The 25,436-nt window shown below is 53.9% G+C and carries 29 protein-coding genes; 22 read left to right on the top strand and 7 right to left on the bottom strand.

Features of this window, described 5'->3' with window-relative positions:
• Both CLV80_RS10455 and CLV80_RS10450 read left to right on the top strand, forming a co-directional pair.
• Entirely contained in the window at positions 1-681 is a 681-nt protein-coding gene (locus tag CLV80_RS10455; RefSeq protein WP_106357858.1) for a response regulator transcription factor, read from the top strand.
• Positions 666-1,589: a sensor histidine kinase gene (locus CLV80_RS10450; protein WP_106357856.1), complete on the top strand. Its 924-nt coding sequence runs from the start codon at positions 666-668 to the stop codon at positions 1,587-1,589. The genes CLV80_RS10455 and CLV80_RS10450 overlap by 16 nt, the downstream gene beginning before the upstream one ends.
• A 23-nt stretch (positions 1,590-1,612) precedes the next feature.
• Here CLV80_RS10450 and CLV80_RS10445 read toward each other — a convergent pair whose 3' ends face one another.
• Positions 1,613-2,833, bottom strand: a complete 1,221-nt coding sequence (locus CLV80_RS10445) for a urate hydroxylase PuuD (protein ID WP_106357854.1) — start codon at positions 2,831-2,833, stop codon at positions 1,613-1,615.
• Between the two features lie 90 nt (positions 2,834-2,923).
• On the opposite strand from CLV80_RS10445, the gene CLV80_RS10440 reads away from it, so the two are divergent.
• The 10 genes from CLV80_RS10440 (at position 2,924) to CLV80_RS10390 (ending at position 13,108) form a co-directional block, all read left to right on the top strand.
• Complete coding sequence (locus CLV80_RS10440) at positions 2,924-3,844, top strand: LysR family transcriptional regulator (protein ID WP_106357852.1); 921 nt, start codon at positions 2,924-2,926, stop codon at positions 3,842-3,844.
• Between the two features lie 60 nt (positions 3,845-3,904).
• The gene (gene puuE, locus CLV80_RS10435; protein ID WP_375342196.1) at positions 3,905-5,305 is read left to right on the top strand and encodes an allantoinase PuuE; all 1,401 of its coding nucleotides are present in this window, start codon (positions 3,905-3,907) and stop codon (positions 5,303-5,305) included.
• Complete coding sequence (locus tag CLV80_RS10430) at positions 5,302-5,775, top strand: ureidoglycolate lyase (protein WP_106357848.1); 474 nt, start codon at positions 5,302-5,304, stop codon at positions 5,773-5,775. Before puuE ends, CLV80_RS10430 begins: the two co-directional genes overlap by 4 nt.
• A 44-nt stretch (positions 5,776-5,819) precedes the next feature.
• Positions 5,820-7,235, top strand: coding sequence for a uracil-xanthine permease family protein (locus CLV80_RS10425; RefSeq protein ID WP_106357845.1), 1,416 nt, complete (start codon positions 5,820-5,822; stop codon positions 7,233-7,235).
• Between the two features lie 584 nt (positions 7,236-7,819).
• The gene (gene phnC, locus CLV80_RS10415) at positions 7,820-8,641 is read left to right on the top strand and encodes a phosphonate ABC transporter ATP-binding protein (protein WP_106357842.1); all 822 of its coding nucleotides are present in this window, start codon (positions 7,820-7,822) and stop codon (positions 8,639-8,641) included.
• Between the two features lie 59 nt (positions 8,642-8,700).
• Positions 8,701-9,609 (top strand): phosphonate ABC transporter substrate-binding protein, encoded by a 909-nt coding sequence (phnD, locus tag CLV80_RS10410; protein ID WP_106357840.1) that lies wholly within the window; start codon positions 8,701-8,703, stop codon positions 9,607-9,609.
• 71 nt (positions 9,610-9,680) lie between these two features.
• Positions 9,681-10,550, top strand: a complete 870-nt coding sequence (phnE, locus tag CLV80_RS10405) for a phosphonate ABC transporter, permease protein PhnE (RefSeq protein WP_106357838.1) — start codon at positions 9,681-9,683, stop codon at positions 10,548-10,550.
• Complete coding sequence (gene phnE, locus CLV80_RS10400; RefSeq protein WP_106357836.1) at positions 10,547-11,848, top strand: phosphonate ABC transporter, permease protein PhnE; 1,302 nt, start codon at positions 10,547-10,549, stop codon at positions 11,846-11,848. The genes phnE (CLV80_RS10405) and phnE (CLV80_RS10400) overlap by 4 nt, the downstream gene beginning before the upstream one ends.
• Complete coding sequence (locus CLV80_RS10395; RefSeq protein ID WP_106357833.1) at positions 11,848-12,492, top strand: SDR family NAD(P)-dependent oxidoreductase; 645 nt, start codon at positions 11,848-11,850, stop codon at positions 12,490-12,492. The genes phnE (CLV80_RS10400) and CLV80_RS10395 overlap by 1 nt, the downstream gene beginning before the upstream one ends.
• Position 12,493: 1 nt before the next feature.
• The gene (locus CLV80_RS10390; RefSeq protein WP_106357831.1) at positions 12,494-13,108 is read left to right on the top strand and encodes an LbetaH domain-containing protein; all 615 of its coding nucleotides are present in this window, start codon (positions 12,494-12,496) and stop codon (positions 13,106-13,108) included.
• 133 nt (positions 13,109-13,241) lie between these two features.
• Here the strand turns inward: CLV80_RS10390 and CLV80_RS10385 are convergent, their stop codons facing one another.
• The 3 genes from CLV80_RS10385 to phnF form a co-directional block, all read right to left on the bottom strand.
• Entirely contained in the window at positions 13,242-13,781 is a 540-nt protein-coding gene (locus CLV80_RS10385; protein ID WP_106357829.1) for a cytochrome b, read from the bottom strand.
• A 256-nt stretch (positions 13,782-14,037) separates the two neighbouring features.
• The gene (locus CLV80_RS10380) at positions 14,038-15,228 is read right to left on the bottom strand and encodes an alpha-D-ribose 1-methylphosphonate 5-triphosphate diphosphatase (RefSeq protein ID WP_106357827.1); all 1,191 of its coding nucleotides are present in this window, start codon (positions 15,226-15,228) and stop codon (positions 14,038-14,040) included.
• A 70-nt stretch (positions 15,229-15,298) separates the two neighbouring features.
• The gene (phnF, locus tag CLV80_RS10375) at positions 15,299-16,009 is read right to left on the bottom strand and encodes a phosphonate metabolism transcriptional regulator PhnF (protein ID WP_106357825.1); all 711 of its coding nucleotides are present in this window, start codon (positions 16,007-16,009) and stop codon (positions 15,299-15,301) included.
• A gap of 105 nt (positions 16,010-16,114) precedes the next feature.
• Between phnF and phnG the strand changes: the two genes are divergently transcribed.
• Genes phnG through phnN form a run of 7 tightly spaced genes read left to right on the top strand, consistent with a single transcriptional unit; the run spans position 16,115 to position 21,118 of the window.
• Positions 16,115-16,570 carry a phosphonate C-P lyase system protein PhnG gene (gene phnG, locus CLV80_RS10370; RefSeq protein WP_106357823.1) on the top strand — a complete coding sequence of 152 codons (456 nt, stop codon included), beginning with the start codon at positions 16,115-16,117 and terminating at the stop codon, positions 16,568-16,570.
• Positions 16,570-17,145, top strand: a complete 576-nt coding sequence (phnH, locus tag CLV80_RS10365; RefSeq protein ID WP_106357821.1) for a phosphonate C-P lyase system protein PhnH — start codon at positions 16,570-16,572, stop codon at positions 17,143-17,145. Before phnG ends, phnH begins: the two co-directional genes overlap by 1 nt.
• Entirely contained in the window at positions 17,145-18,227 is a 1,083-nt protein-coding gene (locus tag CLV80_RS10360; RefSeq protein WP_106357819.1) for a carbon-phosphorus lyase complex subunit, read from the top strand. Before phnH ends, CLV80_RS10360 begins: the two co-directional genes overlap by 1 nt.
• Positions 18,224-19,093, top strand: a complete 870-nt coding sequence (locus CLV80_RS10355) for an alpha-D-ribose 1-methylphosphonate 5-phosphate C-P-lyase PhnJ (protein ID WP_106357817.1) — start codon at positions 18,224-18,226, stop codon at positions 19,091-19,093. The genes CLV80_RS10360 and CLV80_RS10355 overlap by 4 nt, the downstream gene beginning before the upstream one ends.
• Positions 19,090-19,860 (top strand): phosphonate C-P lyase system protein PhnK, encoded by a 771-nt coding sequence (phnK, locus tag CLV80_RS10350; protein WP_106357815.1) that lies wholly within the window; start codon positions 19,090-19,092, stop codon positions 19,858-19,860. Before CLV80_RS10355 ends, phnK begins: the two co-directional genes overlap by 4 nt.
• Before the next feature lie 35 nt (positions 19,861-19,895).
• Positions 19,896-20,579, top strand: a complete 684-nt coding sequence (gene phnL, locus CLV80_RS10345; protein ID WP_106357812.1) for a phosphonate C-P lyase system protein PhnL — start codon at positions 19,896-19,898, stop codon at positions 20,577-20,579.
• Positions 20,576-21,118, top strand: a complete 543-nt coding sequence (gene phnN / locus CLV80_RS10340) for a phosphonate metabolism protein/1,5-bisphosphokinase (PRPP-forming) PhnN (RefSeq protein ID WP_106357810.1) — start codon at positions 20,576-20,578, stop codon at positions 21,116-21,118. Before phnL ends, phnN begins: the two co-directional genes overlap by 4 nt.
• Here phnN and CLV80_RS10335 read toward each other — a convergent pair.
• Positions 21,100-21,777 carry a DUF1045 domain-containing protein gene (locus CLV80_RS10335; protein WP_106357997.1) on the bottom strand — a complete coding sequence of 226 codons (678 nt, stop codon included), beginning with the start codon at positions 21,775-21,777 and terminating at the stop codon, positions 21,100-21,102. The two genes, phnN and CLV80_RS10335, sit on opposite strands and share 19 nt — an antisense overlap.
• Positions 21,778-21,811: 34 nt before the next feature.
• Between CLV80_RS10335 and CLV80_RS10330 the strand changes: the two genes are divergently transcribed.
• Complete coding sequence (locus CLV80_RS10330; RefSeq protein ID WP_106357808.1) at positions 21,812-22,957, top strand: alpha-D-ribose 1-methylphosphonate 5-triphosphate diphosphatase; 1,146 nt, start codon at positions 21,812-21,814, stop codon at positions 22,955-22,957.
• A gap of 72 nt (positions 22,958-23,029) precedes the next feature.
• On the opposite strand, the gene CLV80_RS10325 is transcribed toward CLV80_RS10330, so the two are convergent.
• A complete protein-coding gene (locus CLV80_RS10325; protein ID WP_106357805.1) occupies positions 23,030-23,239 on the bottom strand; it encodes a cold-shock protein in 210 nt (69 codons plus the stop codon).
• 239 nt (positions 23,240-23,478) lie between these two features.
• The gene (locus CLV80_RS10320; protein ID WP_106357803.1) at positions 23,479-23,685 is read right to left on the bottom strand and encodes a cold-shock protein; all 207 of its coding nucleotides are present in this window, start codon (positions 23,683-23,685) and stop codon (positions 23,479-23,481) included.
• Between the two features lie 274 nt (positions 23,686-23,959).
• Here CLV80_RS10320 and CLV80_RS10315 point away from each other — a divergent pair, with 274 nt between their 5' ends.
• Both CLV80_RS10315 and CLV80_RS10310 read left to right on the top strand, forming a co-directional pair.
• A complete protein-coding gene (locus tag CLV80_RS10315) occupies positions 23,960-24,373 on the top strand; it encodes a BrnA antitoxin family protein (protein ID WP_106357801.1) in 414 nt (137 codons plus the stop codon).
• Positions 24,374-24,739: 366 nt separating this feature from the next.
• Positions 24,740-25,399, top strand: a complete 660-nt coding sequence (locus CLV80_RS10310) for a hypothetical protein (RefSeq protein WP_106357799.1) — start codon at positions 24,740-24,742, stop codon at positions 25,397-25,399.
• The last annotated feature ends 37 nt before the right edge of the window (positions 25,400-25,436 follow it).

Below are 25,436 nucleotides of genomic sequence, written 5' to 3'. Positions count from 1 at the left end.
ATGATATTGATCGCAGATGATGATGCGCAAATTCGGGACGTATTGCGCATTGCGCTGGGGCAGGCAGGTTTCGGTGTGACTGAGGCAGCTGATGGTCGCGCGGCGCTAGAAGCTGCACAAAGCCTATCACCTGACTTGATCGTTCTCGATATCGGCATGCCCGAGATGGACGGGCTTTCGGTGTGCCGTGAATTGCGCAAGACTTCGCAGGTGCCCGTGCTGTTTTTGACCGCGCAAGCGGATGAAGTCGACCGGATTGTCGGCCTTGAACTGGGCGCAGATGACTATGTGTCTAAACCGTTTTCACCGCGAGAGTTGGTGGCGCGTGTCCGTGCGATTCTGAAACGCAGCGGACCAGTTGAAACGCCGCAAGCCGTCTTGCGCCGGGGCTTGCTGAGTATCGATCCAGAGCGACACCTTTGCCACGTGAATGATGCGCCGGTGACGTTGACTGCCCGTGAAATGGAACTAGCGCTGCATTTAATGCGACGCCCGGACAATGTGTTGTCCCGCCCACAATTGGTCGACCAAATCTATGGCACCAACGTACATGTCAGTGATCGTACGATGGATAGTCATCTACGAAATTTGCGGGCCAAGCTGGCCGAGGCGGGCTGCGCCGACGCGATTGAGACTGTACATGGTGTTGGCATCCGGATGGGCGCATGCCGCGGCGCGTAATTGCCAAATGGCGACCGCCTTTGGCTTTTGTGCTGGGGGGCACCTTGGCTGCAGTGTTCTTTTTACCGCTTATTGGTATCGGTTATTTCCGTGTCGCTGGTGGCGTTCTTGGCTGGGCCGAGACGACTTGGATGATTGCCTGGATGGCCTTCGTTGCGACGGGTGTGCTGGGGTTCTTTTTGTGGCGACTTGTGTTGCGCCCTGTACGCGCCATTACGGATTACGCGCAGGCCGAAGGTGATGCCAAAGTACCGACCCATTTCGGTACACCTGAGTTTTCCAAGCTAGGAAGCGCGGTGTTCGCAATGACCGAGACCCTACAAGGTCGTGAGGCGGTTCTGCGGTCTTATGCAGATCACGTGACCCATGAATTTAAGTCACCTTTGACTGTCGTGCGTGGCGCGGCAGAGCTGCTGGATGACCCAAGTTTGCCCGCGGCAGACAGAACCAAAATGCTGCAAAACATCACCGATGCAGTGGCGCGGATGGAGGCGCTACTGGATGGTCAACGCGCCCTTGCGCGTGCACAGGACCCGTTGCCGCGAGGGAGTTGCGTTCTTTCTGAGGTCGCTGACTTTTATGGTGCGCGTGTAATAAAGGATGGCAAAGTGCCGTTTTCACCAGAAGTTCTGAAACTGGTTTTGACCCATCTTGTTGGAAACGCCAAGGCGCATGGCGCAACAGAAATCCAAATCACGCATCATGATGATCGGGTCGTAATCGCTGACAACGGGCCCGGCATCTCCGAAGGTAATCGGGACCGCATTTTTGATCCGTTTTTTACAACGCGTCGTGACGTCGGTGGGACAGGTATGGGGCTGCCTATTGTGGCGCGAATGCTTCAGGCGCAGGGAGCGCAGATCAGCTTATTGGACGGTCCGGGGGCTGCGTTCGAAATCAGGTTTTAGGGCGCGGTGGGTTAAAACCCACCCTACGACCCTGCGCGGTACCAAGCGATCAGTTTAGCGCGGTCTTCGTTTTCGATATGCGTAATGTTTGCGGGCGGCATTGCTTGGCTAACCCCTGCTTGCAAATAGATTTGTCGTGCGTGTTTTGTGATGTCCCCTGTCGTTTCTAGGAACACACCTTTGGGCGCATGCTGCATATTGCCCCAGACGGGTTCGCGGGCGTGGCACATTGAACAGCGGCCAATAACAATGTCGTGGATTTCGTCGTATCCTTCGACACTCGCAAAACGTTGTTCGTATGCGGTTAATTCACGCGCCTCAGCCTCTTCATAGCTGTCATATCCGCGCTGTGAGGATAGCCATGCAATGATGAGGAACAGTATGACGGTGACGGCCCACGTCCAGCTTGGTTTGCCTTTGCGAGCGTGCATTGAATTGAAATAGTGGCGGATCGTAACGCCCATCAGAAAAACGAGTGCCGCGATAATCCAAGCGTATTGCGTCCCAAAGGCCAGAGGATAGTGGTTCGACAACATCAGGAATATCACGGGCAGCGTTAGGTAATTGTTATGCGTCGACCGTAGTTTTGCGATTTTGCCATATTTCGGGTCCGGCGTGCGCCCGGCCTTTAGGTCCGCAACGACGATCCGTTGGTTCGGCATGATGATAAAGAACACATTGGCCGTCATAATCGTAGCGGTGAACGCGCCCAAATGGAGCAATGCCGCGCGGCCGGTAAAGACTTGGTTATAGCCCCACGACATGGCGACCAGCAGGACAAACAGTAGCACCATCAATACGGTGGGCGTGTTTCCAAGCGGAGATTTGCAAAGGTAGTCATAGATCAGCCAGCCTACGGCAAGCGACGTGGCGGAAATAAAGATGGCCTGCCAAATCGCGAGGTCGGCTTTGGATGGGTCGATCAGGAATAGCTCAGCCCCGGCCCAGTACACGACCGCGAGCATGGCGAAACCAGACAGCCAAGTCGAATAGCTTTCCCATTTGAACCAGGTCAGGTGTTCTGGCATCGCCTTTGGCGCGACCAGATATTTTTGAATGTGATAGAATCCGCCGCCGTGGACCTGCCATTCTTCGCCATCGGCGGGGCCGTCGATATCGCGGTTCAGCGACAGATCAAGCGCGATGAAATAGAAGCTGGACCCGATCCAAGCGACAGCCGTGATCACATGCAGCCAGCGCACTGCAAAGGCCAGCCAGTCCCATAGAATTGCCAGATCATACATGCGTGTCCCCTTTTTGCGCCCAGTCTAGTCAACGGCTTGGTTTTCTTGTATTCCCTGATACTGCCAAGCTCTATCAAAAATTGCAGAATAATGTCTTACTTTGAGAATATCCGGACTTTTGTCCGTGTCTATGAACTGGGGTCGATGTCAGCGGCGGGGCGCGATTTGCGGATTTCGCCAGCGGTCACATCTGCCCGGATTTCGCAGCTAGAGGACCACCTGTCTGTGCGTCTGTTCCAGCGCACGACCCGAAGCCTTACACCGACAGCGCAGGGCAAGGCGTTTTATGGGGGCGCTTGCAGTGTCTTGGATGCTGTCGATTATGCCGAGGCGCAGGTTTCTGATCTGACCGAAAACCCCAAAGGGCAGCTGCATGTTGCAGCACCGCTAGGTGTTGGGCGTCGATTGATTGCGCCGCATGTTCCGGAATTTACAGCGCAATACCCGTTGATTGACGTGCGGCTGCGTATGACTGACCGGACGGTAGATATGACCACCGAAGGGTTGGATTTGGCGTTTCATCTGGGCCAGCCCGCAGACAGTAATTTGCGCCAACGCAAGATTTCAGATGTCGCGCGGGTGCTGGTTGCATCACCCGATTATATCGCTGCGCGGGGGCATCCCGCGGATGGTGCTGCGCTTGTGAATGACAAACATGAATGTCTGAACCTACGCTTTCCCGGTGCGCTTGAATTCCAGTGGCAGCTGATGACCGAAGACGGCCCACAACGTTTTCGCGTCAGCGGTCGCTTAGAAAGCGACGATGGTGATGTTCTTACAGACTGGGCGCTAGCAGGGCAGGGGGTTGCGATGAAACCGCGTTTTGAGGTGGCGGAACATCTGTCGAACGGTGCGCTTGTGGTTGTAGCTGCGGACACGCCGCCGATGCCGGTTCAGATGTCGTGCCTTTATACCCATCGTCGGCACCAAGATCCAAAGACCCGCCTGTTTATGGAATTCATGATTGATCGGATCGGTGATGCTATTCGAACTGCCGAAAGACTTTCGTAAATATTTTGAAAACAATCGGGATTATTTCTGATTAACATGGCAATGAAATAGGAGACACCGGTGCAAAGATATCCGCGTGACATGATCGGCTATGGGGCGAACCCTCCGGCGGCGAATTGGCCTAACGGGGCGCGGATCGCTGTGCAAATTGTTTTGAACTACGAAGAAGGCGGCGAAAACAACGTGCTGCACGGCGATGCCGCGTCAGAGGCGTTTTTGTCTGAGATCGTAGGTGCCGCGCAATGGCCCGGCCAGCGCCATTGGAATATGGAAAGCATCTATGAATACGGTAGCCGTGCTGGCTTCTGGCGGTTGCATCGGCTGATGGCCGATTTGCCGATCACCGTTTACGGGGTCGCCACTGCTTTGGCTCGCAGCCCGGAACAGGTCGCCGCGATGATGGATGCAGGCTGGGAAATCGCGAGCCACGGTCTGAAGTGGATCGAATACAAAGACGCCCCTGAAGATGTCGAACGCGCCGATATGGCCGAGGCGATCCGCCTGCACACCGAGGTCGTGGGTGAGCCGCCGCGCGGCTGGTACACGGGTCGTTGTTCTGACAACACTGTGCGACTAGCTGCGGAAACGGGGCAGTTTGCCTATGTGGCGGATACCTACGCCGATGACGTGCCATATTGGTCAGAGTTCGGTAAAACCGATCAGCTGATCGTGCCTTACACATTAGACGCCAACGACATGCGTTTTGCGACGCCGCAGGGCTTCAATTCTGGCACGCAGTTCTTTGAATATCTAAAGGCTAGCTTTGACGCGCTATACCGCGAGGGCGGGCGGATGTTGTCGATTGGCCTGCACTGTCGCCTGATTGGCCGCCCCGGCCGTGTCGAGGCTTTGCGTCAGTTTATCGAATATGCGCAAAGCCAAGGTGACGTTTGGTTCGCTACCCGTGAACAGATCGCTAATCATTGGGCGACCGAGCACCCGCATCAGCGTTTTGTCCGCCCATCGCAAATGGGCCGTGATCAGTTTGTGCAGGCATATGGTGGTGTCTTTGAGCATTCGCCTTGGATTGCCGAGCGCGCCTTTGATCTAGAGCTTGGGCCGGCGCATGACACCGCCGTAGGTTTGCAAAATGCGTTTGCCCGGATGTTCCGATCCGCCAGTGAAGACGAAAGACTGGGCGTACTGACAGCGCACCCGGACTTGGCAGGGAAACTGGCGGCAGCGAAACGCCTGACAGCAGAAAGCACGGCAGAGCAAGCAAGCGCAGGTTTGGATGCGTTGACCGACAGCGAACGCACGGAATTTGGAGCAGGCAACATGGCCTATACCGACAAATTCGGCTTTCCCTTTATCATTGCCGTACGCGACCATGACAAAGCGTCGATCAAGGCAGCAATGCAGTCACGTTTAAGCAACGACCGGGCAACAGAATTCAAAGAAGCCTGCCATCAGGTCGAACGCATCGCATTGCATCGGCTTAAGGATATGTTGCCAAGATGACCCAAAACATCAGCATATCCCCTCTGACGGAAGTGGCGTTTGCGTCATATGGGGATGTGCTGAATTGCGATGGCGATCCTGATAAAATCATCAACGCTGGCCTATGTGGGCGGTTCCACGACCGCGCAACGGTTGATGTTGGCAATGCACGGGTGGGGATAAGCCTGTTCCGATCGGAATTGCGTCAACTGCCCTACCAGCTCGATCTTGTTGAGCGCCACCCAGACGGATCGCAGGCGTTTATCCCGATGAGCATGGACCCGTTTTTGGTCGTCGTCGCAGACGCTGATCTGCAGCCCCATGCATTCATCACAAACCCCGGAGAGGGGATCAATTTCCACCGCGGTACGTGGCACGGCGTCCTAACCCCACTGGCAGGGCCGGGCCTATTTGCCGTGATTGACCGTATCGGTGACACCCCAAACCTAGAGGAGCATCACTACGACACACCCTATTTCATAAATTTCTAAATTTGACCGGCGCTAAGATCGGCAAACCATCAGGGACGAAAATAATGACAGATAATTCAATCGGGACGCCAGAACAGCTGCGCGACCCAGACTATTTCCCAGGGATCGCAAAGGCGGTCCCACTTGGCATTCAGCACGTATTGGCGATGTTCGTATCGAACGTGACACCTGCCATCATCATTTCAGGGGCAGCTGGCTTTGGCTTTGGGTCCGATGCGGGGGCGCTAGGGTTCCCGGATATGACCTATCTTATCCAGATGTCGATGCTGTTTGCGGGCATCGCGACACTGTTCCAAACAATCGGCATGGGTCCTGTTGGCGCACGCCTGCCTATCGTGCAAGGCACGTCGTTCGCGTTTATTCCAATCATGATCCCACTGGTCGCTGGCAAAGGGGTAGAGGCAATGCCCGCCCTGTTTACCGGCGTTTTGATCGGTGGCCTTTTCCACGCGTTGCTGGGCACAGTGATCGGCAAAATCAGATTTGCCCTACCGCCCTTGGTGACTGGGCTGGTCGTCGTCATGATTGGTTTGGCACTGGTTAAGGTTGGTATCCAATATGCGGCGGGCGGTGTTCCTGCAGTGAATAGCCCAGAATACGGCAGTCTGTTGAACTGGGGTGCGGCTGGTACGGTGATCATCGTGACCCTCGCGCTAAAGTTCTTTGCCAAGGGCATGTTGTCGATTTCTGCTGTGATCATCGGGTTGATCGCCGGCTATATCTACGCGCTGATTTTCGGGATGATCAGCTTTGGCGGTGATTTCGGGATCGCGGCCAAAGTCAGCAATGCAGCTACTTTCGCAGCGCCGATGCCGTTCAAATATGGCTTTGAGTTCAGCGCGGCAGCGGTCATAGGCTTTTGCATGATGGCGTTTGTGTCAGCGATCGAAACCGTCGGCGACGTGAGCGGGATCACCAAAGGCGGTGCGGGACGCGAAGCAACCGACAAAGAAATCCAAGGCGCGACCTTTGCTGACGGTTTCGGCACTGCGATTGCTGGCATCTTTGGCGGCTTCCCCAACACATCCTTTAGTCAGAATGTTGGCCTGATCGCGATGACCGGCGTGATGAGCCGCCATGTCGTGACCGTCGGCGCCATCTTCCTGATCATCTGCGGCTTGGTTCCCAAGGTGGGCGCGATCATCAACACCATCCCTATCGAGGTTCTGGGCGGCGGTGTGATCGTCATGTTCGGTATGGTCGTTGCCGCTGGTGTGTCCATGCTGTCCGAGGTCGACTGGAACCGCCGGAACATGGTGATCTTTGCAATCGCCCTGTCGATTGGCTTGGGCCTTCAGCTAGAACCAAAAGCGGTCCAATACCTGCCAGATACGCTGCGCATCCTGATGACATCTGGCCTGTTACCATCAGCCTTCATCGCGATTGTGCTGAACTTGGTGCTGCCCAAAGATTTGGACGGCTCACCCGACATCGCAGGCGGTCTATCCGGCGATAAATAAAACGCAAAGGGCCTCGCATTCGCGGGGCCCTTTTTAACGCTGACGAAAGAAAGATTTTGAGCTTAAGATGACGGCTAGGCTCGATTGGGTTATGTCTTATTGCTAGACTACTTCATTTCTTCGTACACGCGTAGCAGGCAGGCGTCGCCCAAATCCGTATTCGAAATTAGACACGGGTCGTTCCACTCATCTTGGTAAATAAATTTAGCGCCGCCGAAGTATACTTCGGCAGCCATAATGTACGGTTTATGCGAGACCTCGCCGAAAAGCTTGGTTGCGGCCATCGCAACAAGTGAAACATCTTTTTCCCCGAATTCAAGGGAAATGTGACCATTGCTTAGTTCTAGAATTCTGACGTTCATAAGTAGCAGTATTTGTTGTCAGAATGTGTAAAGTCAAATGCCTAGCCGAATCAACGAATGGAGCTCCGTTCGAACGGCTATTGCCAGGTGGCAAGACGGCAAGCACGCGCGATGACTAATCTGGCTGCAATATACGTTATCCCCCGTCACAAAACCTTCACCATTCTTTAACAAATCTGCAAAGCGAGAGGGTCACATAGCACAAGACTTTGGAGAGCCTTGATGCTGCGTATTGATGACCTGACTAAGGCCTTTGGCCGGAATAAAGCCGTAGATGCGGCGAGTATTGTTGTCGATAAACCCGTAATGATCGGGATTATTGGGCGGTCGGGGGCGGGCAAGTCGACTTTGCTGCGGATGCTGAACCGTCTAACCGATGCGACGTCTGGCGCGATCATGTTTGAAGGTCAGGATGTCACGCAGTTGCGTGGTGCGGCCAAGCGCAACTGGCAATCCCAATGCGCGATGATCTTTCAACAGTTCAATTTGGTGCCGCGTATGGATGTTGTGTCCAATGTCCTGCACGGCACGTTGAACCGTCGTTCGACCTTTGCAACGATGTTCAACCTCTATCCGACCGAAGATATCCACCGCGCCATCGAAATCCTTGACCGTCTTGGGATCGCGGAACATGCCCCCAAACGCGCCGAAGCTCTTTCCGGTGGTCAACAGCAGCGCGTCGCGATTGCGCGTGCGTTGATGCAGGACCCCAAGATTATTCTGGCCGATGAACCTATCGCGTCTCTTGATCCGATGAACGCGCAAGTCGTGATGCAGTCCTTGCGCGATATCCACGAGCAAGACGGCCGCATGGTGATTGCGAACCTACACACGCTTGATACCGCGCGGCGTTATTGCGACCGGGTGATCGGAATGCGTGCAGGGCGGATCGTATTTGACGGGACGCCCGAACAGCTGACCACTGGCGTGGCCCGCGACATTTACGGCGCGGACGAGACATTCTCGGAAGCGGCCACATCCACCGAAATTGAAACCCTTAGCGAAGAAGTCGCGAAACTAGCGGACATCGCCGAAAGCGTCTGAGCGCAAGATTTAACCCCAAAGCCCCGTCTGCTTGGGGCGTTTTGTAAGAGAGAAGACCAATGAAAAAACTGATTGCTGCCGCGCTTGCGACGACATCACTGACGGGCGCTGCCTTTGCTGAAGGCCACGCCATTGACGAATTCCGCATCGGCATCTTGGGTGGCGAGAACGCACAAGACCGCATGAATTCATACGAATGCCTGCGTGGTTACACCGAAGAAGAGTTGGGCGTAGAAACAAAGCTTTTCGCACCAGCGGATTATAACGGCGTTATTCAGGGTCTGCTGGGCGGTACGCTTGATATGGCTTGGTTGGGCGCGTCATCTTATGCTGCGATCCATATTCAAGACGAAACAGCTGTTGAGCCTATTTTGGTTAAGATCAATCTTGATGGCTCTTACGGCTACCATTCTATCGGTTTTGCACGTGCTGACAGCGGCATCACATCGCTTGAGGACATGCAGGGCAAAGTGTTTGGCTTTGGAGACCCAAACTCAACTTCTGGCTACCTAATCCCATCCATCGAGATCCCGCAGCAGACCGGCGCGTCCATGGAATCCGGCGATTACTTTGGTGAAGTCAAATTCACTGGCGGTCATGAGCAAACAATCGTTGCTGTGAATAATGGTGACGTTGATGGTGGTGTGACTTGGGCTGACGGCCAAGGCGAATGGGAAGACGGTTTCAATTCTGGCGCATTGCGCAAAGCGGTTGATGCTGGTCTGGTCGACATGAACGATCTGGTTGAAATCTGGCGTTCCGCGCCGATCCCGGAAGGTCCGGTTGTTCTGCGCAGCGCGCTGCCACAAGATGTCAAAGACAAGATGACTGCGCTGGTTGATGGTCTTTATGATGCGGACCCAGATTGCGCTTACGGCGTTGCCGCCGGTGAAACACTTGGCTTCGATCCAATCACACATGACGCATATGTTTCGATCGTCGCGGCCCGTCTCGCGAAATCGAATTGATCGGTTTTTTATGAAGTTCTGCAGGTCCCGGTTTTCACTGGGGCCTGTAATTTTATATTCAGGACAAACTGATGGCAGAGCTGACGACAGCAGATATCCAGTCAAACTATTTGGCGCAGGTTCGTAGCAAGCGGATCATGAATACAATCTTGTTGATTGTCTTTGTTGCGCTGATGGCTAGCGGTTTCGCGACCGCAAACGACCGGAATGCAGGTGGCTTTTGGAACGGGTTGCCGATGCTTCTCGACTTTCCGGGTGATGTGATATCCGAAGCCGTTGAGCGCGCGCATCTTCTGCCTGGGTATTTCGTTAAATACCTGCCGTCACTGATCGAGACGGTTAATATCGCCGGGGCCTCGACGCTGCTTGGTGGGATTGTCGGGCTTGTCATGTCGTTGCTCGTAACACGTGGTCTTGCGCCTTCGCCTTGGCTTGTTGGGCCGCTGCGCCGCGTTCTGGATGTTTTGCGGGCAGTGCCCGAAATTGTTATCGCGCTTGTGCTGATCTTTATCTTGGGCGGTGGCCCAGTGCCCGCGATGATCGCCATTGCGCTGCATACGGTTGGTGCACTTGGGAAATTGTTCTCCGAAGTAAATGAAAACGCATCGCTGAAACCTATCGAAGGATTGGAATCGGTCGGCGCAGGCTGGGTTCAGCGGATGTGGCTTGGTGTGATCCCACAAGTCGCCCCGAATTACCTGAGCTACGCGCTGCTTCGGTTTGAGATCAACATTCGCGCCTCTGCGATCCTTGGCTTTGTGGGGGCAGGTGGCATCGGATACGACCTGCGCAACACCATGAGCTGGGGGCAGGGCAAATTCGACGAGGCCGCAGCCATTTTCTTGCTGCTTTTTCTAACCATCGTGGTTGTCGATCAAACATCAAGCAATCTGCGTAATCGGCTGACGCATGGCTCTGCCAAAGGGGAGATCCACGCATGACTGTCATGCCGCTTCAAATCCGCACTGCCGGGCACTTTCAACGCAAGCGGATGATGTCGTTTGCTGTGCCTGCGGTGATCCTCTGCTATTTTGCCTATATCTTTGTTGCGTTTGATATCGGCGGGTTGGCAGAACGCGCCAATCTTCAAAACGCGCGTACCTTGGTGTCAGACGCCTACAGCTACAAAACCCATGTGACCCGCGACAACCGTGATGGTTCGATTGATGTATCCATTGAGGGTGAACGTAAGGGGCGTTATCTGGACGGCAACAGCCCAGCTTGGGTCACCATGGGTAATGAAACTGTCGTCGATCTAGGTAATCACCACATCGTCACATTTCGCGAAACCCAAGTGACCTATGACATTCCGGGGTATGGCCTGATTGTTACTGAACCCGGCCGTAGCGGTGTAAACGCGGAATTCCCGACAAACGAATTGCCAGACTGGATCAACGCGTCGAAAAATCGCGTGACGATCTCAACAGACGCGGGTCGCCTTACCGTTACCCGTAATCGGTCTGAAGTTTTTCGCTATTTCTTGGGATGGGAGCTGTTCTTTTTCACACTCGATAGCCCGTACCATGGGATGGCCCTTGGCACGCTGCTTCGTCATGCGGTTCATGGTGAAGCAGGTGCCATTTGGTCCGAGTTTTGGGCGAACAAGATGTGGCGCCATGGCGATGTCGCATGGGCCCTGTTTGAAACGATCCTGATGGCGTTTCTGGGTACGTTTGGTGCCGCGATGGTTGCACTGCCACTTGGCTTTTTGGCCGCAAAAAACTTCAGCCCACTCGGCAGTCTACGTTTCGCCGCAAGGCGCGGGTTTGATTTTTTGCGCGGCGTCGATGGGTTGATCTGGACGATTATTTTATCGCGGGCCTTTGGGCCGGGGCCGTTGACGGGTTCATTGGCGATCTTGCTGACGGACACCGGGTCATTCGGCAAAATGTTTTCGGAAGCATTAGAAAACGTAGACGGCAAACAGATCGAAGGCATTACCTCTACTGGGGCGAAGCCACTACAACGCTATCGTTTCGGGGTGATCCCACAAATCACGCCAGTCTTGTTGAGCCAAATTCTTTACTATCTGGAATCCAACACACGTTCGGCGACCATCATCGGTGCAATTACCGGGGGCGGGATTGGTCTTATGCTTACTCAAGCGATCAACACCCAAAAAGACTGGGAAGAAGTCACCTATTATATCGTCCTGATTATACTGATGGTGATGCTGATGGATACGTTCTCGGGTTGGTTGCGCCGTAAGCTCATAAAAGGCGACGAGGGGGGACATTGATGAAAACAGTTTTGATTACTGGTGCCAATCGTGGGATTGGCGCAGCCTTAGCCAGTGTCGCAGAACAAAGTGGTTTCGATGTTATTCGTGCGACGCGTCCCGGTCGAGGTGGTGATGTCGAGTTTGACGTTACAGACCCATTTGCCGTTAAAAGGGCGATTGCAGCTATCGACCTGCCTATTGATATCTTGATTAACAACGCAGGGATCATCGGACCAAATCGCCAAGCGACGACCAACATGGATTATGCGGGGATGGCGCAAACGTTTGCGGTGAATGTTGCTGGACCATTGGCGGTTAGCAATGCTTGTTTAGAACTTCTGCGGCAAAGCAATGCCCCGCGTATTCTGACCATATCAAGCCAAATGGCTTATATGGGCTACGCAAAATCAGACCGTATAGCCTATCGCGCATCTAAGGCTGCGGTGAACAAAGTCATGCAGGGGCTTGCGACTGATTTGCGTCCGGATGGCATCACTGTTGCTTTGGTCGACCCCGGCTGGGTGCGCACCGATATGGGGGGGGCAGACGCTGATCTGGATGCGGCGGATGTTGGTGCTGGAATAATTGCGCTCGCTGAAAATTTGACGCTGGGGGATACAGGTAAATTTTTCACTTGGGACGGTAAAGAAAGAGAGTTCTGATATGGCGCGACTTACTGCGGACGCCCCCTTTGTACATCCTGATTGTGAAATCACGGATACGACTTTTGGCCGCTATTCCGAGGTTGGGCGCGGTACGCGTTTGACGCATTCTCATTTGGGTGATTATTCCTATTGCGACCGTTTTGCCGATATCGCGAATGCGCAGATAGGCAAGTTCGCGAACATTGCTAGCTATGTACGGATCGGTGCGACGGATCACCCGATGGATAAGGCGAGCTTGCATCATTTTCACTATCGGTCGGCGGACTATTTCGATGACGCGACCGACGACGAAGATTGGTTCGCGCATCGCCGGTCGCGGCGTGCTGTGATCGGGCATGACACTTGGATCGGGCACGGTGCACAAATTCGGCCGGACGTAACGCTCGGGCATGGTTGTGTTGTTGCTGGTGGGGCTATCGTAACCAAAGATGTGCCGCCCTATATGATTGTCGCAGGGATACCGGCGGCGCCCCTGCGCGCGCGTTTTACCGACGATGTCGCCGAGCGTATGATGACGCTCGCATGGTGGGACTGGTCGCACGATAGATTGCGGGCCGCACTATGTGACTTTCGCGAAATGACAGCTGAAGCGTTTCTCGAAAAATACGCTTAGTGGAAATGGCGTCTGTATCGCAATCGATCGCGAAGCCGTGACCCGTATTCCAATTGGACGCTCCAAGCACAGATATTGACAATGCAGGTCCTGTAGCCATAGAATAAAAACCTCGGAAGGCCGGGCGTCGATTTTACCCGACCATACGTTTGAGGGTATCATCACGCAGGATAATTCGGTGCCAGATGCATGCCATAGCAATATGCCCGACAACCAAAAACGCGAGAACCCAGCCTAATTCACCGTGCCACCCGCCGAGGGCCTGCATCCAGCTAATCTCTGTGATGCGTGCAGACAAAATTTCGATGCCCAGATAAGTAAATCCGCGTGTACCACCTGCGTATGCCAGCAGTTTTAACGACGGAACGACTGCCATTAGCAGGTATAAAGCGATATGGCCAACTTTGGCCGCTTGACCCATCGTTCCGCTGTGGGATGGACGCCGCGAAATATTTATCAATCCCCAAATGCCGCGTAAAATGACTAGGATTAATAGGGTTGTTCCCAGCGTCGCATGGTAACTCCAAAGAGCCTCACGTAACGCGTTCTCGCGCGGGAGGGCCCAATGCGCTGCCGCCGACAAGAACTGGACAGCAAACAAAGCAGCCATGCCCCAATGGAGTGCGCGACTTACGAGGCCGTAACGTTTCGGAGTGTCTGATAGCGTGGTCATTACGGATTCCATCTTCGGTTTGGTTTTACATCTAACGGTCAACGCAGGTATTTCCGTCGTTAATAAACCTCTGCAGCGTTTTCTGCGTGAAGGATGATGTTTACCTTTATTAAACCTCAGCAGCTGAGAACACTACATACATTACGAAAGGCGGCTTATACTTTCGCTAAGAATTGCAGACATCTCGTTTGGTTGCCTCACTGATTTTGTTGGCTTGCGAGGCAAAGAACAGAGCGACCTAGTGTTCAAAATCTAGTTACTCTGCTGCGATCCTCAGTTTTGGCGCTGCTTGGGTTAACCGATGGGCAAGACCTCCGGCGAGATATGACCAGCGGCCTGCTGCCATGGTGCCTTCGACTTGGCGGGTGCTTGCGTTGATGATGGTTAGGTCGGCGCGTTTGCCTTCGTCGATGATGCCGCGGTCGCCTAATCCCATTATCCGTGCAGGGCGGCTTGAGATCATTCCCCAAGCACGGGCGAAATCCATGACTTCGGCATCGGCTAGGGAAAATGCAGCCTGCGCCAATGTGGGGTAATGGTAGTCGGACACAAGTGCATCGCACAGTCCTTCGCGGATCAAAGACACGGCAGCGATATTGCCCGATTGTGATCCGCCGCGCACAACGTTTGGCGCGCCCATGATCACCGGATCAGCCCATGTTTTTGCGAGCGCTGCCGCGCTTCGCTGCGTGGGGAATTCACATATTTTCGCGCCAATCATTGAGTAATATTCGCGTGTGCGCCCATCCGGGTCGTCATGGCTACCATATCGTACTGCGAGCCGGTCAAAAGCTGCGGCAAGATTGCACAAATACCGTGGGACTTGCGTGCTTTGGTCCCGAGTTGCTTCGACAAGTGCCATATGCTCTGCTGTTGTTCGCCCTGCGCGTGACGCCCACGCGGCAATTCGGTCAGGTTGCGCCTTTGCAATCTCGACCGCCTCATCAAGGTGGTTGTTGAACACGACGTAGTCGATGCCATAGGTTTCTATAGCGTCAATTAACCTATCTTGGGTATCGACAGTATGTGTTTCACATCGGATTTGTATCCGCAGGTCTGTCAACATACTGCTACGATAGTCGGCATGGGCTTGCATGAGTCTTTCTGCAAAGTCTGGCCCGCGACCGCCACCTTCCCAAGACCAGCTTTGCGCCATCCAAGCAGTCGTTATCCCATTTGCTGCGGCGTCTCTGTCTGTGCCTGCTAGCCCAAATTTGATGGGAAACGGCGCGGTTGGGCGCGGAGCAAGGTGGTGTTCAAATGCGTCACCGTGTAGGTCAATGATCCCTGGCAATACGTAATACCCAGCAAGGTTTATGCTTGGCCCCCCCGGCCTACTATCGTCGCGCATAAATCCTTCGCGTACAGTTATGTTGCCTGTCGTGATTTGTCCGTCGCGTAATATTTGTGCGCCGTTCAACGAAAGAAATGCAATCGGGGGTGTCATCGATTTGCTCGCCTGAAGGTTGTTTCAGGTGTTATCGCGTATCGATGTATCGTGCGTATGACATTTTGAGTTACGAGTTGTTAACGGTCAACGTGACGCGGTCTCCTGCGAACCAAGTATGGCCGAATTCAATGGGTGCCCCATCAAGATCGACGTTGATACCGACTGACCGTAGTATAGGCGCACCCTCAGTAATCCGTAGGTGCAACGCCTGCGTCGGATTGGCGAGCTTCGCCGTCATCCTAGTAGAAGCGCGCGTATAATCCGTGACGCCGTGCCGTAAGAGTGCGGCTGTGACTGATTTGGTTTCGTCTACGTCTCGCAAAATGTTGGGAAAGCGCTCTGCCGGAAAGACGCTGCGAAATAGCGCAATAGCCTGCCCATCAGCGAGCGACAGCCCGTCGTAGACATGCACAGAAGCACCGATCGCAATGTCGAGCGCTTCTGCCTCGCGTTCATCTGCGGTACGTGTTTCTAAGGACAGGATTTCTTTGGCCGGCGCGCGCCCGGCGGCGGTCAGGTTCTGGTGAAACCGGACCCGGCGACCAATGGGATAATCCGTTGGCGTTTGCGCAACAAAAACGCCTGCGCCACGCCGGGCATGCACAAGACCGTCATCTGCCATCGCGGCCAAAGCGCGCCGAACTGTGTGCCTGTTCACTCCAAACCGGGCGGAAAGCGTAGCTTCGGTCGGAAGTTTGTCACCGGGGCCGTAACGACCTTCGGCAATATCAGTGGTCAGCGTGGTGCTGATCGAAGTCCAGATTGCAGTACGGGCCATGGTGTCACGAAAGTTTCACATCATCAGGGATTGCCAGCCGCAAGCGACTCGGCCTAATATTTGTCTAGTTGTATATTAATTTAGACAAACAGGCAAGGTGTCTAGATGGAAGAAATGAACGATCGAAACGCGGCGCGAAAAGCATGGATGAGCCTGTTGGCTAAGTCCGACACTAGCACGTTGACGCAAGTCTGGGGTGCGTTAGGTATCGCGCCTGACTTTAGTTATCTGCGCGCGCCAGAGATCGGTGGCGTAATGGTGCGCGGGCGGGCGGGTGCGGTTGGCGCAGCTTTTAACTTAGGCGAAATGACCGTGACGCGTTGTTCCGTTAAATTGGCCAGCGGCGTTGTTGGTCATGCTTATGTCCAGGGGCGTGACAAAGAACAGGCACGGATCGCAGCATTAGTTGATGCGCTGATGCAGACGAAAGATGCTGCTGTTGTCCAAGCGACGGTGATTGATCCGCTTGCCGAAATTCGTCGTTCATCACAGGCCAGTCGCGCGGCAAAAGCCGCTGCAACCAAGGTCGATTTTTTCACGATGGTCAGGGGCGAGGATTAATGCAAACAACGACTTTAATGGGTGGTTTTGTCAACGCGCCGCTCGATTCCGCACGTGCGTTTCGGCAGATTATGACTGCAGTTGCGCAACCGGGTATCATCAATGATGCCGTGGGCGCGACCCCGCCTGCGCCGTTGTCCGTGGCTGCTGGTGTGGTTTTGCTCACGCTATGTGATCCGGATACACCTGTTTTCCTGACCGCTGAGTTTGACACAGATGACGTAAGGGCGTGGATTACCTTTCACACTGGCGCGCCATTGGTTGATGCCGCAAAGGCGAGTTTTGCGGTTGGTTCTTGGGGCGATTTGCCGATTACTGACTTTGCTATTGGAACATCAGAATACCCCGACAGGTCCGCGACATTGATCGTCGAAGTCGCTTCGTTAAATCCCGAAGGGGCTGAACTACGAGGTCCGGGGATCAAGGGCAAAGCAACGCTTTCGTTGCCTGAAACGGCGGCGTTCCAACAAAATACGGCGCTGTTTCCGCTTGGGCTTGATTTTGTTTTCACGTGTCAAAATCGTCTTGCTGCGCTGCCACGTACGACCAAAGTTAACGCGATAAAGGTGTCCTGATGTATGTTGCAGTAAAGGGCGGCGAAAAGGCGATCGATAACGCCCATGCGTGGTTGGCCGAAGAACGGCGCGGCGACACATCGATTGCTGAATTGTCGGTTTCGCAAATTCGCGAACAGCTTGCGCTGGCGGTAAACCGGGTCATGGCTGAAGGGTCTCTCTATGATCCCGATTTGGCTGCGCTTGCGATAAAGCAATCGCGCGGTGATTTGATCGAGGCGATCTTTTTAATCCGTGCTTATCGTACGACATTGCCGCGATTTGGTGGGTCTAACCCTGTTGATACGGAGCAAATGATCTGTGATCGACGTGTGTCGGCGACGTTTAAAGATGCACCTGGTGGGCAGGTGCTTGGGCCGACATTTGATTACACACATCGTTTGCTGGATTTCAAATTGGCCGCAGACGGGGAAGTTCCACAAGCGCCAAGCGCGGAAATCGCGCAAGCTGATACCCCGCACATCATGTCGTTCTTGGATCGCGAAAATCTGATCCAAACCGAACCCGAGGGGCCAGAGACACCGCCTGATTTAACGCGCTCTCCGCTTGAACTCCCCGCGACGCGTTCGCTTCGTTTGCAAGCGCTGACGCGTGGCGATGAGGGGTTCATCCTTGGCATGGCCTATTCCACACAGCGTGGATACGCCCGCAATCACGCCTTTGTCGCAGAGCTGAGGATCGGTGCCGTGTCTGTTGAAATGGATATTCCCGAACTAGGTTTTGCCATCGACATTGGTGAAATCACCCTAACAGAATGCGAAACGGTAAACCAATTTAAAGGCTCCAAAACAGAACCTCCACAGTTCACGCGCGGATATGGTTTGGTGTTTGGCATGACCGAACGCAAAGCGATTTCCATGGCGTTGGTTGACCGTGCGTTGCGCTGGAAAGAACTGGGCGAAGATAATGTCGGTGCGCCCGCGCAGGACGAAGAATTCGTATTATACCACGCCGATAATATCCAAGCGACGGGGTTCCTCGAACACATCAAACTGCCGCATTACGTTGATTTTCAATCTGAATTGGAACTGATCCGCAAGCTACGTCGGGCAGCGATGGGCGAACAGGAGGCCGTAGAATGACTGACTATAATTTCGCTTATCTCGATGAACAAACCAAGCGGATGATCCGTCGTGCGATCCTTAAGGGGCTTGCGATACCGGGGTATCAGGTGCCTTTTGCGAGCCGTGAAATGCCGATGCCTTATGGCTGGGGGACGGGTGGTGTACAGGTTTCAGCGGCGGTACTGACACCGGACGATACGTTTAAGGTCATCGACCAAGGCGCGGATGATACGACAAACGCGGTGTCGATCCGTCGTTTTTTTGAAAAGACAGCAGGCGTGGCTGTAACCGAAGCAACGGTCGACGCCAGCGTGATCCAGACACGGCACCGCATTCCTGAACAGGATCTGCGGAGCGATCAAATTCTTGTTTATCAAGTACCGATCCCCGAACCTTTGCGGTTTTTGGAGCCTTCAGAAGTTGAGACACGCAAGATGCACAGTCTTGAGGAATACGGGCTAATGCACGTGAAGCTATACGAAGATATTTCCCAGCATGGCGCGATTGCGACGGCCTATGCCTATCCGGTGAAGGTCGAAGGGCGCTATGTGATGGACCCATCTCCAATTCCCAAATTTGATAACCCGAAACTGAACATGGCGGGTATCCAGCTGTTTGGTGCGGGCCGGGAACAACGGATTTACGCGGTGCCACCCTATACGGATGTCGTCAGCCTCGATTTCGACGACTATCCCTTTGAGGCAAGCAAAGCTGACCACGCTTGCGACTTGTGCGGCGCCGAAGACAGCTATCTGGACGAGTTGATCGTCGATGACGCAGGCGGGCGCATGTTTATGTGTTCTGACACAGATTATTGCGCGGGCCGCCGCAAAGCAGGTTGCATTGGTGCACAGGGTGTCCCCTATCAGGAGGATGTCGCATGAACCCGTTGTTAAATGTAACTGGCGTGTCAAAATTCTATGGCAACCGCATTGGCTGCAAAGACGTTTCGTTTGATCTGTACCCCGGAGAAGTCATGGGGATTGTCGGAGAAAGCGGGTCAGGAAAGTCAACGCTTCTTAATTGTCTCGCGGGTCATCTTGGGCCTGATACTGGTGCCGTTAACTTTGATACGCGCATCGAAGGTATGCGTGACACGATTACGATGTCGGAACCTGAACGCCGGATGTTGTCTCGCACTGACTGGGCTTTTGTGCATCAACATGCGCGTGACGGGCTGCGCATGAACGTTAGCGCAGGCGGCAATGTAGGTGAACGGCTCATGGCTGTCGGCGCACGTCACTACGGCGAAATTCGTGATCAGGCGACAGATTGGCTTAGCCGAGTTGAGATTAACGCCGACCGCGTAGACGACCGCCCCAGTGCTTTTTCGGGGGGGATGCAACAGCGCTTGCAGATCGCGCGAAACTTGGTGACAGGCCCGCGGCTGGTGTTCATGGATGAACCAACAGGAGGGTTAGACGTCAGCGTCCAAGCGCGGCTTCTGGACCTGCTGCGGGGGCTTGTCCGTGAAATGAACCTAAGCGCGATTATTGTCACACATGACTTGGCTGTTGTGCGGCTTTTGGCGGATCGACTGATGGTCATGAAGGATGGGCATGTTGTTGAAACCGGTCTGACCGATCAGGTGCTGGATGATCCGCAGCATGGCTATACCCAGTTGCTGGTGTCCTCTGTGTTACAGGTTTGAGTTTTGAGTATTTTGAACAAAGCGAGGATAGGACGATGATCACTGTCGATAACGTATCAAAGTCATTTACGCTTCATAACCAAGGTGTCGCGACGATTCCCGTTATGGTGGGCGCGTCATTGCAGGTGCAGGCCGGTGAATGTGTGGCGCTTGTCGGGCAATCGGGTTCTGGAAAATCAACCTTGATGCGGATGATTTACGGGAATTATTTGACTGCGAGCGGGCGGATTATGGTCGGTGACTTGGACGTCGCTGCTGCTGCGCCGCGCGACATACTTGCGTTGCGCCGCTATACGCTGGGCTATGTGAGTCAGTTCTTGCGAGTTGTGCCGCGTGTGCCAACGGTCGAGGTGGTCGCGGAACCATTGTTGGCAACAGGGACAGGCCGTTCGGCTGCAATTGCGCGGGCGGAAGTATTGTTGGATAACCTGAATATTCCCGAGCGGCTATGGAGCCTAAGCCCAACGACGTTTTCAGGGGGAGAACAGCAGCGCGTGAATATTGCTCGTGGGTTTGCCTATAACTATCCCGCGCTTTTGTTGGATGAACCGACCGCGAGCCTAGACGGTGTGAACCGTGAGGTTGTCATGTCGATGATCGAAGAGGCTAAGGCGCGCGGCGCGTCGATTGTTGGTATTTTCCATGATGAAGCCGCGCGGGACCGTGTCTGTGACCGCGAAATCGATGTGACAGGTTTCACGCCGCGGACAGCCATATGACGGGTCGGTTTATTGCTGTTGTTGGTCCATCGGGTGTGGGCAAAGACAGCGTCATGTCTGCGATGGCACAGGCAGAGCCGCGCCTGGTGCTTGCCCGGCGTACTATCACGCGACCAAGTGCCGCTGTCGGCGAAGATTTCGATGGTGTCACTGAAGACCGTTTTGCACAGATGCGGTCAGCGGGTGAGTTTGCGTTGTCTTGGCCAGCACATGGCCTGCAGTACGCTATCCCTATTGGCGTCGATCAAACTCTTGCTACTGGGTGCGATGTCGTTGCGAACCTGTCGCGTGCACAGCTTGTCGCCGCGCAGGATAGATTTGAGCGATGTGAGATAATATCGCTAAGTGCCACACGCGAGGTGCTTGCGCATCGGCTAACTGCGCGTGGTCGTGAAACTAAGGAACAAGTTGAACAGCGTCTTGATCGGGCGCGCTATGCGTTGCCAGAAGGCGTGATGGCCCATGTCATCGATAATAGTGGGGCATTGGATGAAACTGTGCAGGCTATACTTCGCCTGCTTTATCCGGTGAGGTCATAACGATGAATTTCATGGAACATCCCTTCGGTGTCCTCTCCCATCAGGGTAATCTGATCGATTGGAAACGGACGAGGCACCAGCGGCAAAAGATGCGGCGCCAATGCATCGGTTACGTCAGCACCAAGGCCAGGGTCAATGCGTCCGGACAGGGTCAGATGAAAATGAAAGTCTTCATCAACGTAGGGGTAGCCCCAAGTTATCAGGTTTTTATCTTGCCGTTCAGACAGGTTGGCTTGTCTACGGCGCGCCAATTCGGAAGCGGCAGCCGGAGCGCGGAAGTGATCAAGTGTTTCGACGATATGTTGGGCAACACTATTCAGCGTGTTGATATTGCCGCGCGGACGAAGTGCCATAAACCCGCGATGATGTTTGAGAGACAGCCCATCCAGACGGAATGCAGGGATGGTTTCAGCCATTTGTACGATTGCCGCCTCCAAGTGGCTCTGCGATGCCCCCTTGATCAATCGAAAAGGGGCTTTCAAGGTAGCGTGAATGCCGTATTTTCGGGGTGTTTGCGTCAACTTAGCGACTTCGAGATCACCGATTTGAGGATGCGCGATTTTACGACCAATCCGATTATCCCAGCCCAGCCAAGATGCGCAGAAATCGGCGAATTCGCCGGGGGGAGGGGTATAGAAAATTGCGTATCGTTCGAACATGAAACACTCTTTGCCAAGATTGCGTGACAAATCCATGACACAAGAAATTACACTCGCCAATGCTCAGCTTATCCTTGCTGATGAGGTGATCACCGGCAGTTTAAAAATGCAGGGGGGTATCATCACTGATATCGCCCAAGGCACAAGTATACCAACAGGGGCCATTGATTGTGGTGGCGACTTTGTATGTCCCGGTATGATCGAACTGCACACCGACAATCTTGAACGGCATATTAGCCCACGCCCCAAAGTCGACTGGCCACACCGTGCAGCAATCGTTGCACATGACCGAGAGCTTGCTGGCACGGGAATTACAACGGTGTTTGATGCGATCCGCGTCGGGTCGATCACGTCTGACCACGGTAAACGGTATGGAAAATATGCGCGTCAGGTCGCGGATGAGATTTTGCAAATGCGCAATGCGGGCGCTCTTAAAATCAGTCACCATATTCATCTGCGCGCAGAGATTTGTTCGGAAACCCTTGTGGATGAACTCGCAGAGTTTGATGAATCTGACCGCATCGGAATCGTATCGTTGATGGATCATACTCCGGGGCAGCGTCAGTTTAGCGATATTCAAAAGTATGAAGACTATGTTTGTGGAAAGCACGGAATGGATCGTGCCGCATTTCCGGCCTACGTAGATTTTCTATATAACCTGCAGGCCCGTCTCGGCACGTTGCACGAAACGGCGGCCGTTGCGGCTGCGCATCGGTATGGTGCGACCATGGCGAGCCATGACGACACAACCGCGAGCCAAGTTGCTGCAAGCCATGCGCACGGGATTACATTGGCTGAGTTTCCGACAACTGTTGAGGCGGCCAATGCATGCCATGCGTCAGGGATTGCAACAATAATGGGTGCGCCAAACCTTGTACGTGGCGGGTCACATTCCGGTAATGTTGCGGCTCACGAATTGGCTATGTTGGATCGACTAGATATATTGTCGTCCGACTATGTTCCGGCGGCATTGTTGCTGGGAGCAGTGCAGCTTTCACAGGCGTGGGGAAACTGGTCGCGGGGCATGGCGACCGTTACGTCACAGCCCTCCAAGCATGTGCATCTGACTGATAGGGGCGTGCTGAGCATTGGACAACGTGCGGATGTGTTACGCTTTGGCTTAGTTAATGATCTTCCGCTTGTTCGGTCTGTGTGGGCGGCAGGCAGTCAGGTCTCTTAACGTTATTGAAGCAAAGTCCGACCGAGAAAGGGCGCCTAAATGAGGCGCCCTAAGCTATTCTATGTGTGCCGATTAATCTGCGAGTGTCAGGTTGACGGCGCTTTCGCGACCATCGCGACCAGCTTCGATGTCAAAGTTAACTTTTTGATCATCGCGCAAACCCGTTAGACCTGAGCGTTCTACAGCAGAAATATGGACAAATACGTCCTTAGTTCCACCATCTGGGGCAATAAAGCCGAAGCCTTTAGTTGTGTTGAACCATTTCACGGTGCCTGAAGCCATGTGAGTGTCTTCCTTCAAAATCATCCGCTCGCGGAACTGCAGCGGGTTGGCTCGGTCAAACTTAGATCGATTGACTGGGCCGAAAGGGAGACAGTGGTCGATAATTTAACGTCGCGAATCAACCATGGCAGAGTGTGCAACAAAATCAACAATTTTAAGGGATTGTATGTAAAAAGGCGTTAAATTGCCTTTGGATTGTGGCGCGCGTGAAAACGCACGCCACAAAATTCATTAGACGCTTATGCGAGTGCGAGGTTGATCGCAGATTCGCGGCCGTCGCGGCCAGCTTCGATGTCGAAAGTAACTTTCTGATCGTCGCGCAGGCCAGTTAGGCCAGAACGCTCAACAGCGGAGATGTGAACGAATACGTCCTTAGAACCACCATCGGGAGCGATAAAGCCGAAGCCTTTAGTTGTGTTGAACCATTTCACGGTGCCAGTAGCCATCGTGTTTTCCTTTATTTATCAGTACCATCCGCATAATTGCGACAGTTTGGCTTAGTCAGTGCAAGATCGAAAGACTGTAGCCGGATAGGAAAACAGTGGTCGAGTTGGATAACGTCTGCCAACCCCATGTGGTACCTTATGACCAATAAATCAAGTAAAATCGACGTGTCAGTGTTATATCGGATAGACGTCGGCATCACGTCGGACCCCAACGCACGGTTGTTTTGGTGATTCTAAATGCGCGTATATGATATTCACCTGAAAGGAGAAATTCATGCCGCGGATGACCAAAGCAGAGCGGATCGCACGTCAAAAGATGATGCGATACCTGTACGAAGAAAATGTTGATGCGACCGACCTGTCGCTGGAACTGCGCGATAAGGTGCCGCTGGCGTGGCACACGCTGGAGCATGATCTGGATGTCGAAGAACCCAAGGTGAAGATCACGCTGCGGTTGGATGAGAGCGTCGCGAAATTTTACCGGGCGATGGGGCCGGGGTATCAGGCGCGGATCAGCCGGATACTTGGACTATGGGCCAATATGAAAATCGGAGAGGCGCTGCGGATGGAAGAAGCGATCTATGCGCAGATGAAGATATTGAACCGATTAGACCGAGAGGCCGCCGCGCGGGGTGAGCCGCCTAAGAGTTTTGGGGCGGATGTGAAGCAAGATGTCTTGCCCGACTGATTAGTCGGGCAGCCCCCGGTCCGGGGCTTCGCCCGTTTTCGGTCAAAAAAGGTCCATCGGATATTTTCCTACCCTCACCCCCCCCCCCCCCGGGGGGGGCTTCCCCCCCCCCCGGGGAAACCCCCCCCCCCATGGAATCATGCGACGTGGACGTCAACGGGAATTATGTGTGAACATGTCGATTGCGTCGACGGCATTGGTCGGTCTTCAGCTGAGAAACTTTCGTAGCTGGTTGTCACCGCTTTCAGATGATGTGAAACAGGAAAAAATTGATGCCTATAGCGACTTAGCCAACGCTGGGCGGATCTAGGGAAATTGAACCAAGCGAAAGTGCTTGCTCCGCAATTAAGGTTAAGAGAATTTATCATGCTATCTAAAACGAAGCTTATTGGGGTTTGTGCCGTCGCGCCGTGGATGGTTTCAACAGCTGCAGTCGCGCAAGATGCGATCTACCCTGCGCCGGGAACGGTGTTCACCTATGACATGACCGAAACGATAGGCGACGCAGACGGCGATCACATGGTCAACTCTTGGCGGGAGAGTACTGAAATTCTTATGGTGGAAAACGGTGTTATCTTGCACCAACGATGCCGGGAAGGCAGGCCGGCTTGCAATAATTTCGTAAGCGATGGTGCCGCTGTGAAATATGTCGGGTCCCAAGAAAATGGTTCTCCCTCAGATGACACTATTCCACCGCAAGATGTTACATATCTCGCCGATGTGATCGCTGACGACCAACCTGCCTTTTATCCCCTAGAGGATGGGAAAACGATTGCTTGGGTCGACCCGGAGTATGGTTTTGAGATCAATCTGCGCATGGCCTGCTGTGAGGCCGATGAAAACGGTGACAGCCGCTTATGGGCGTTTTCTATCACCCGCCCCTCAGATGCGGACAATGACACTGCGGTCGTGCAATTTTTCGATCCGGATTTGGGGTGGTATGTCGGCAGCCGCAGTGTGAACGCAATGCCCCGCTTTCCAAGACGGGTCACCGTTGAGACCTTGATCGAAATCGAACATCCATAGTGGCGCGCGGTTCATGGACGGCCGCTCAGGATACTGG

The organism is Yoonia maritima (assembly GCF_003003285.1).
Taxonomy (GTDB): Bacteria; Pseudomonadota; Alphaproteobacteria; order Rhodobacterales; family Rhodobacteraceae; genus Yoonia; species Yoonia maritima.
Note: the sequence above shows the minus strand (reverse complement) of the source record. Positions and strands in the feature narration are given on the sequence as shown.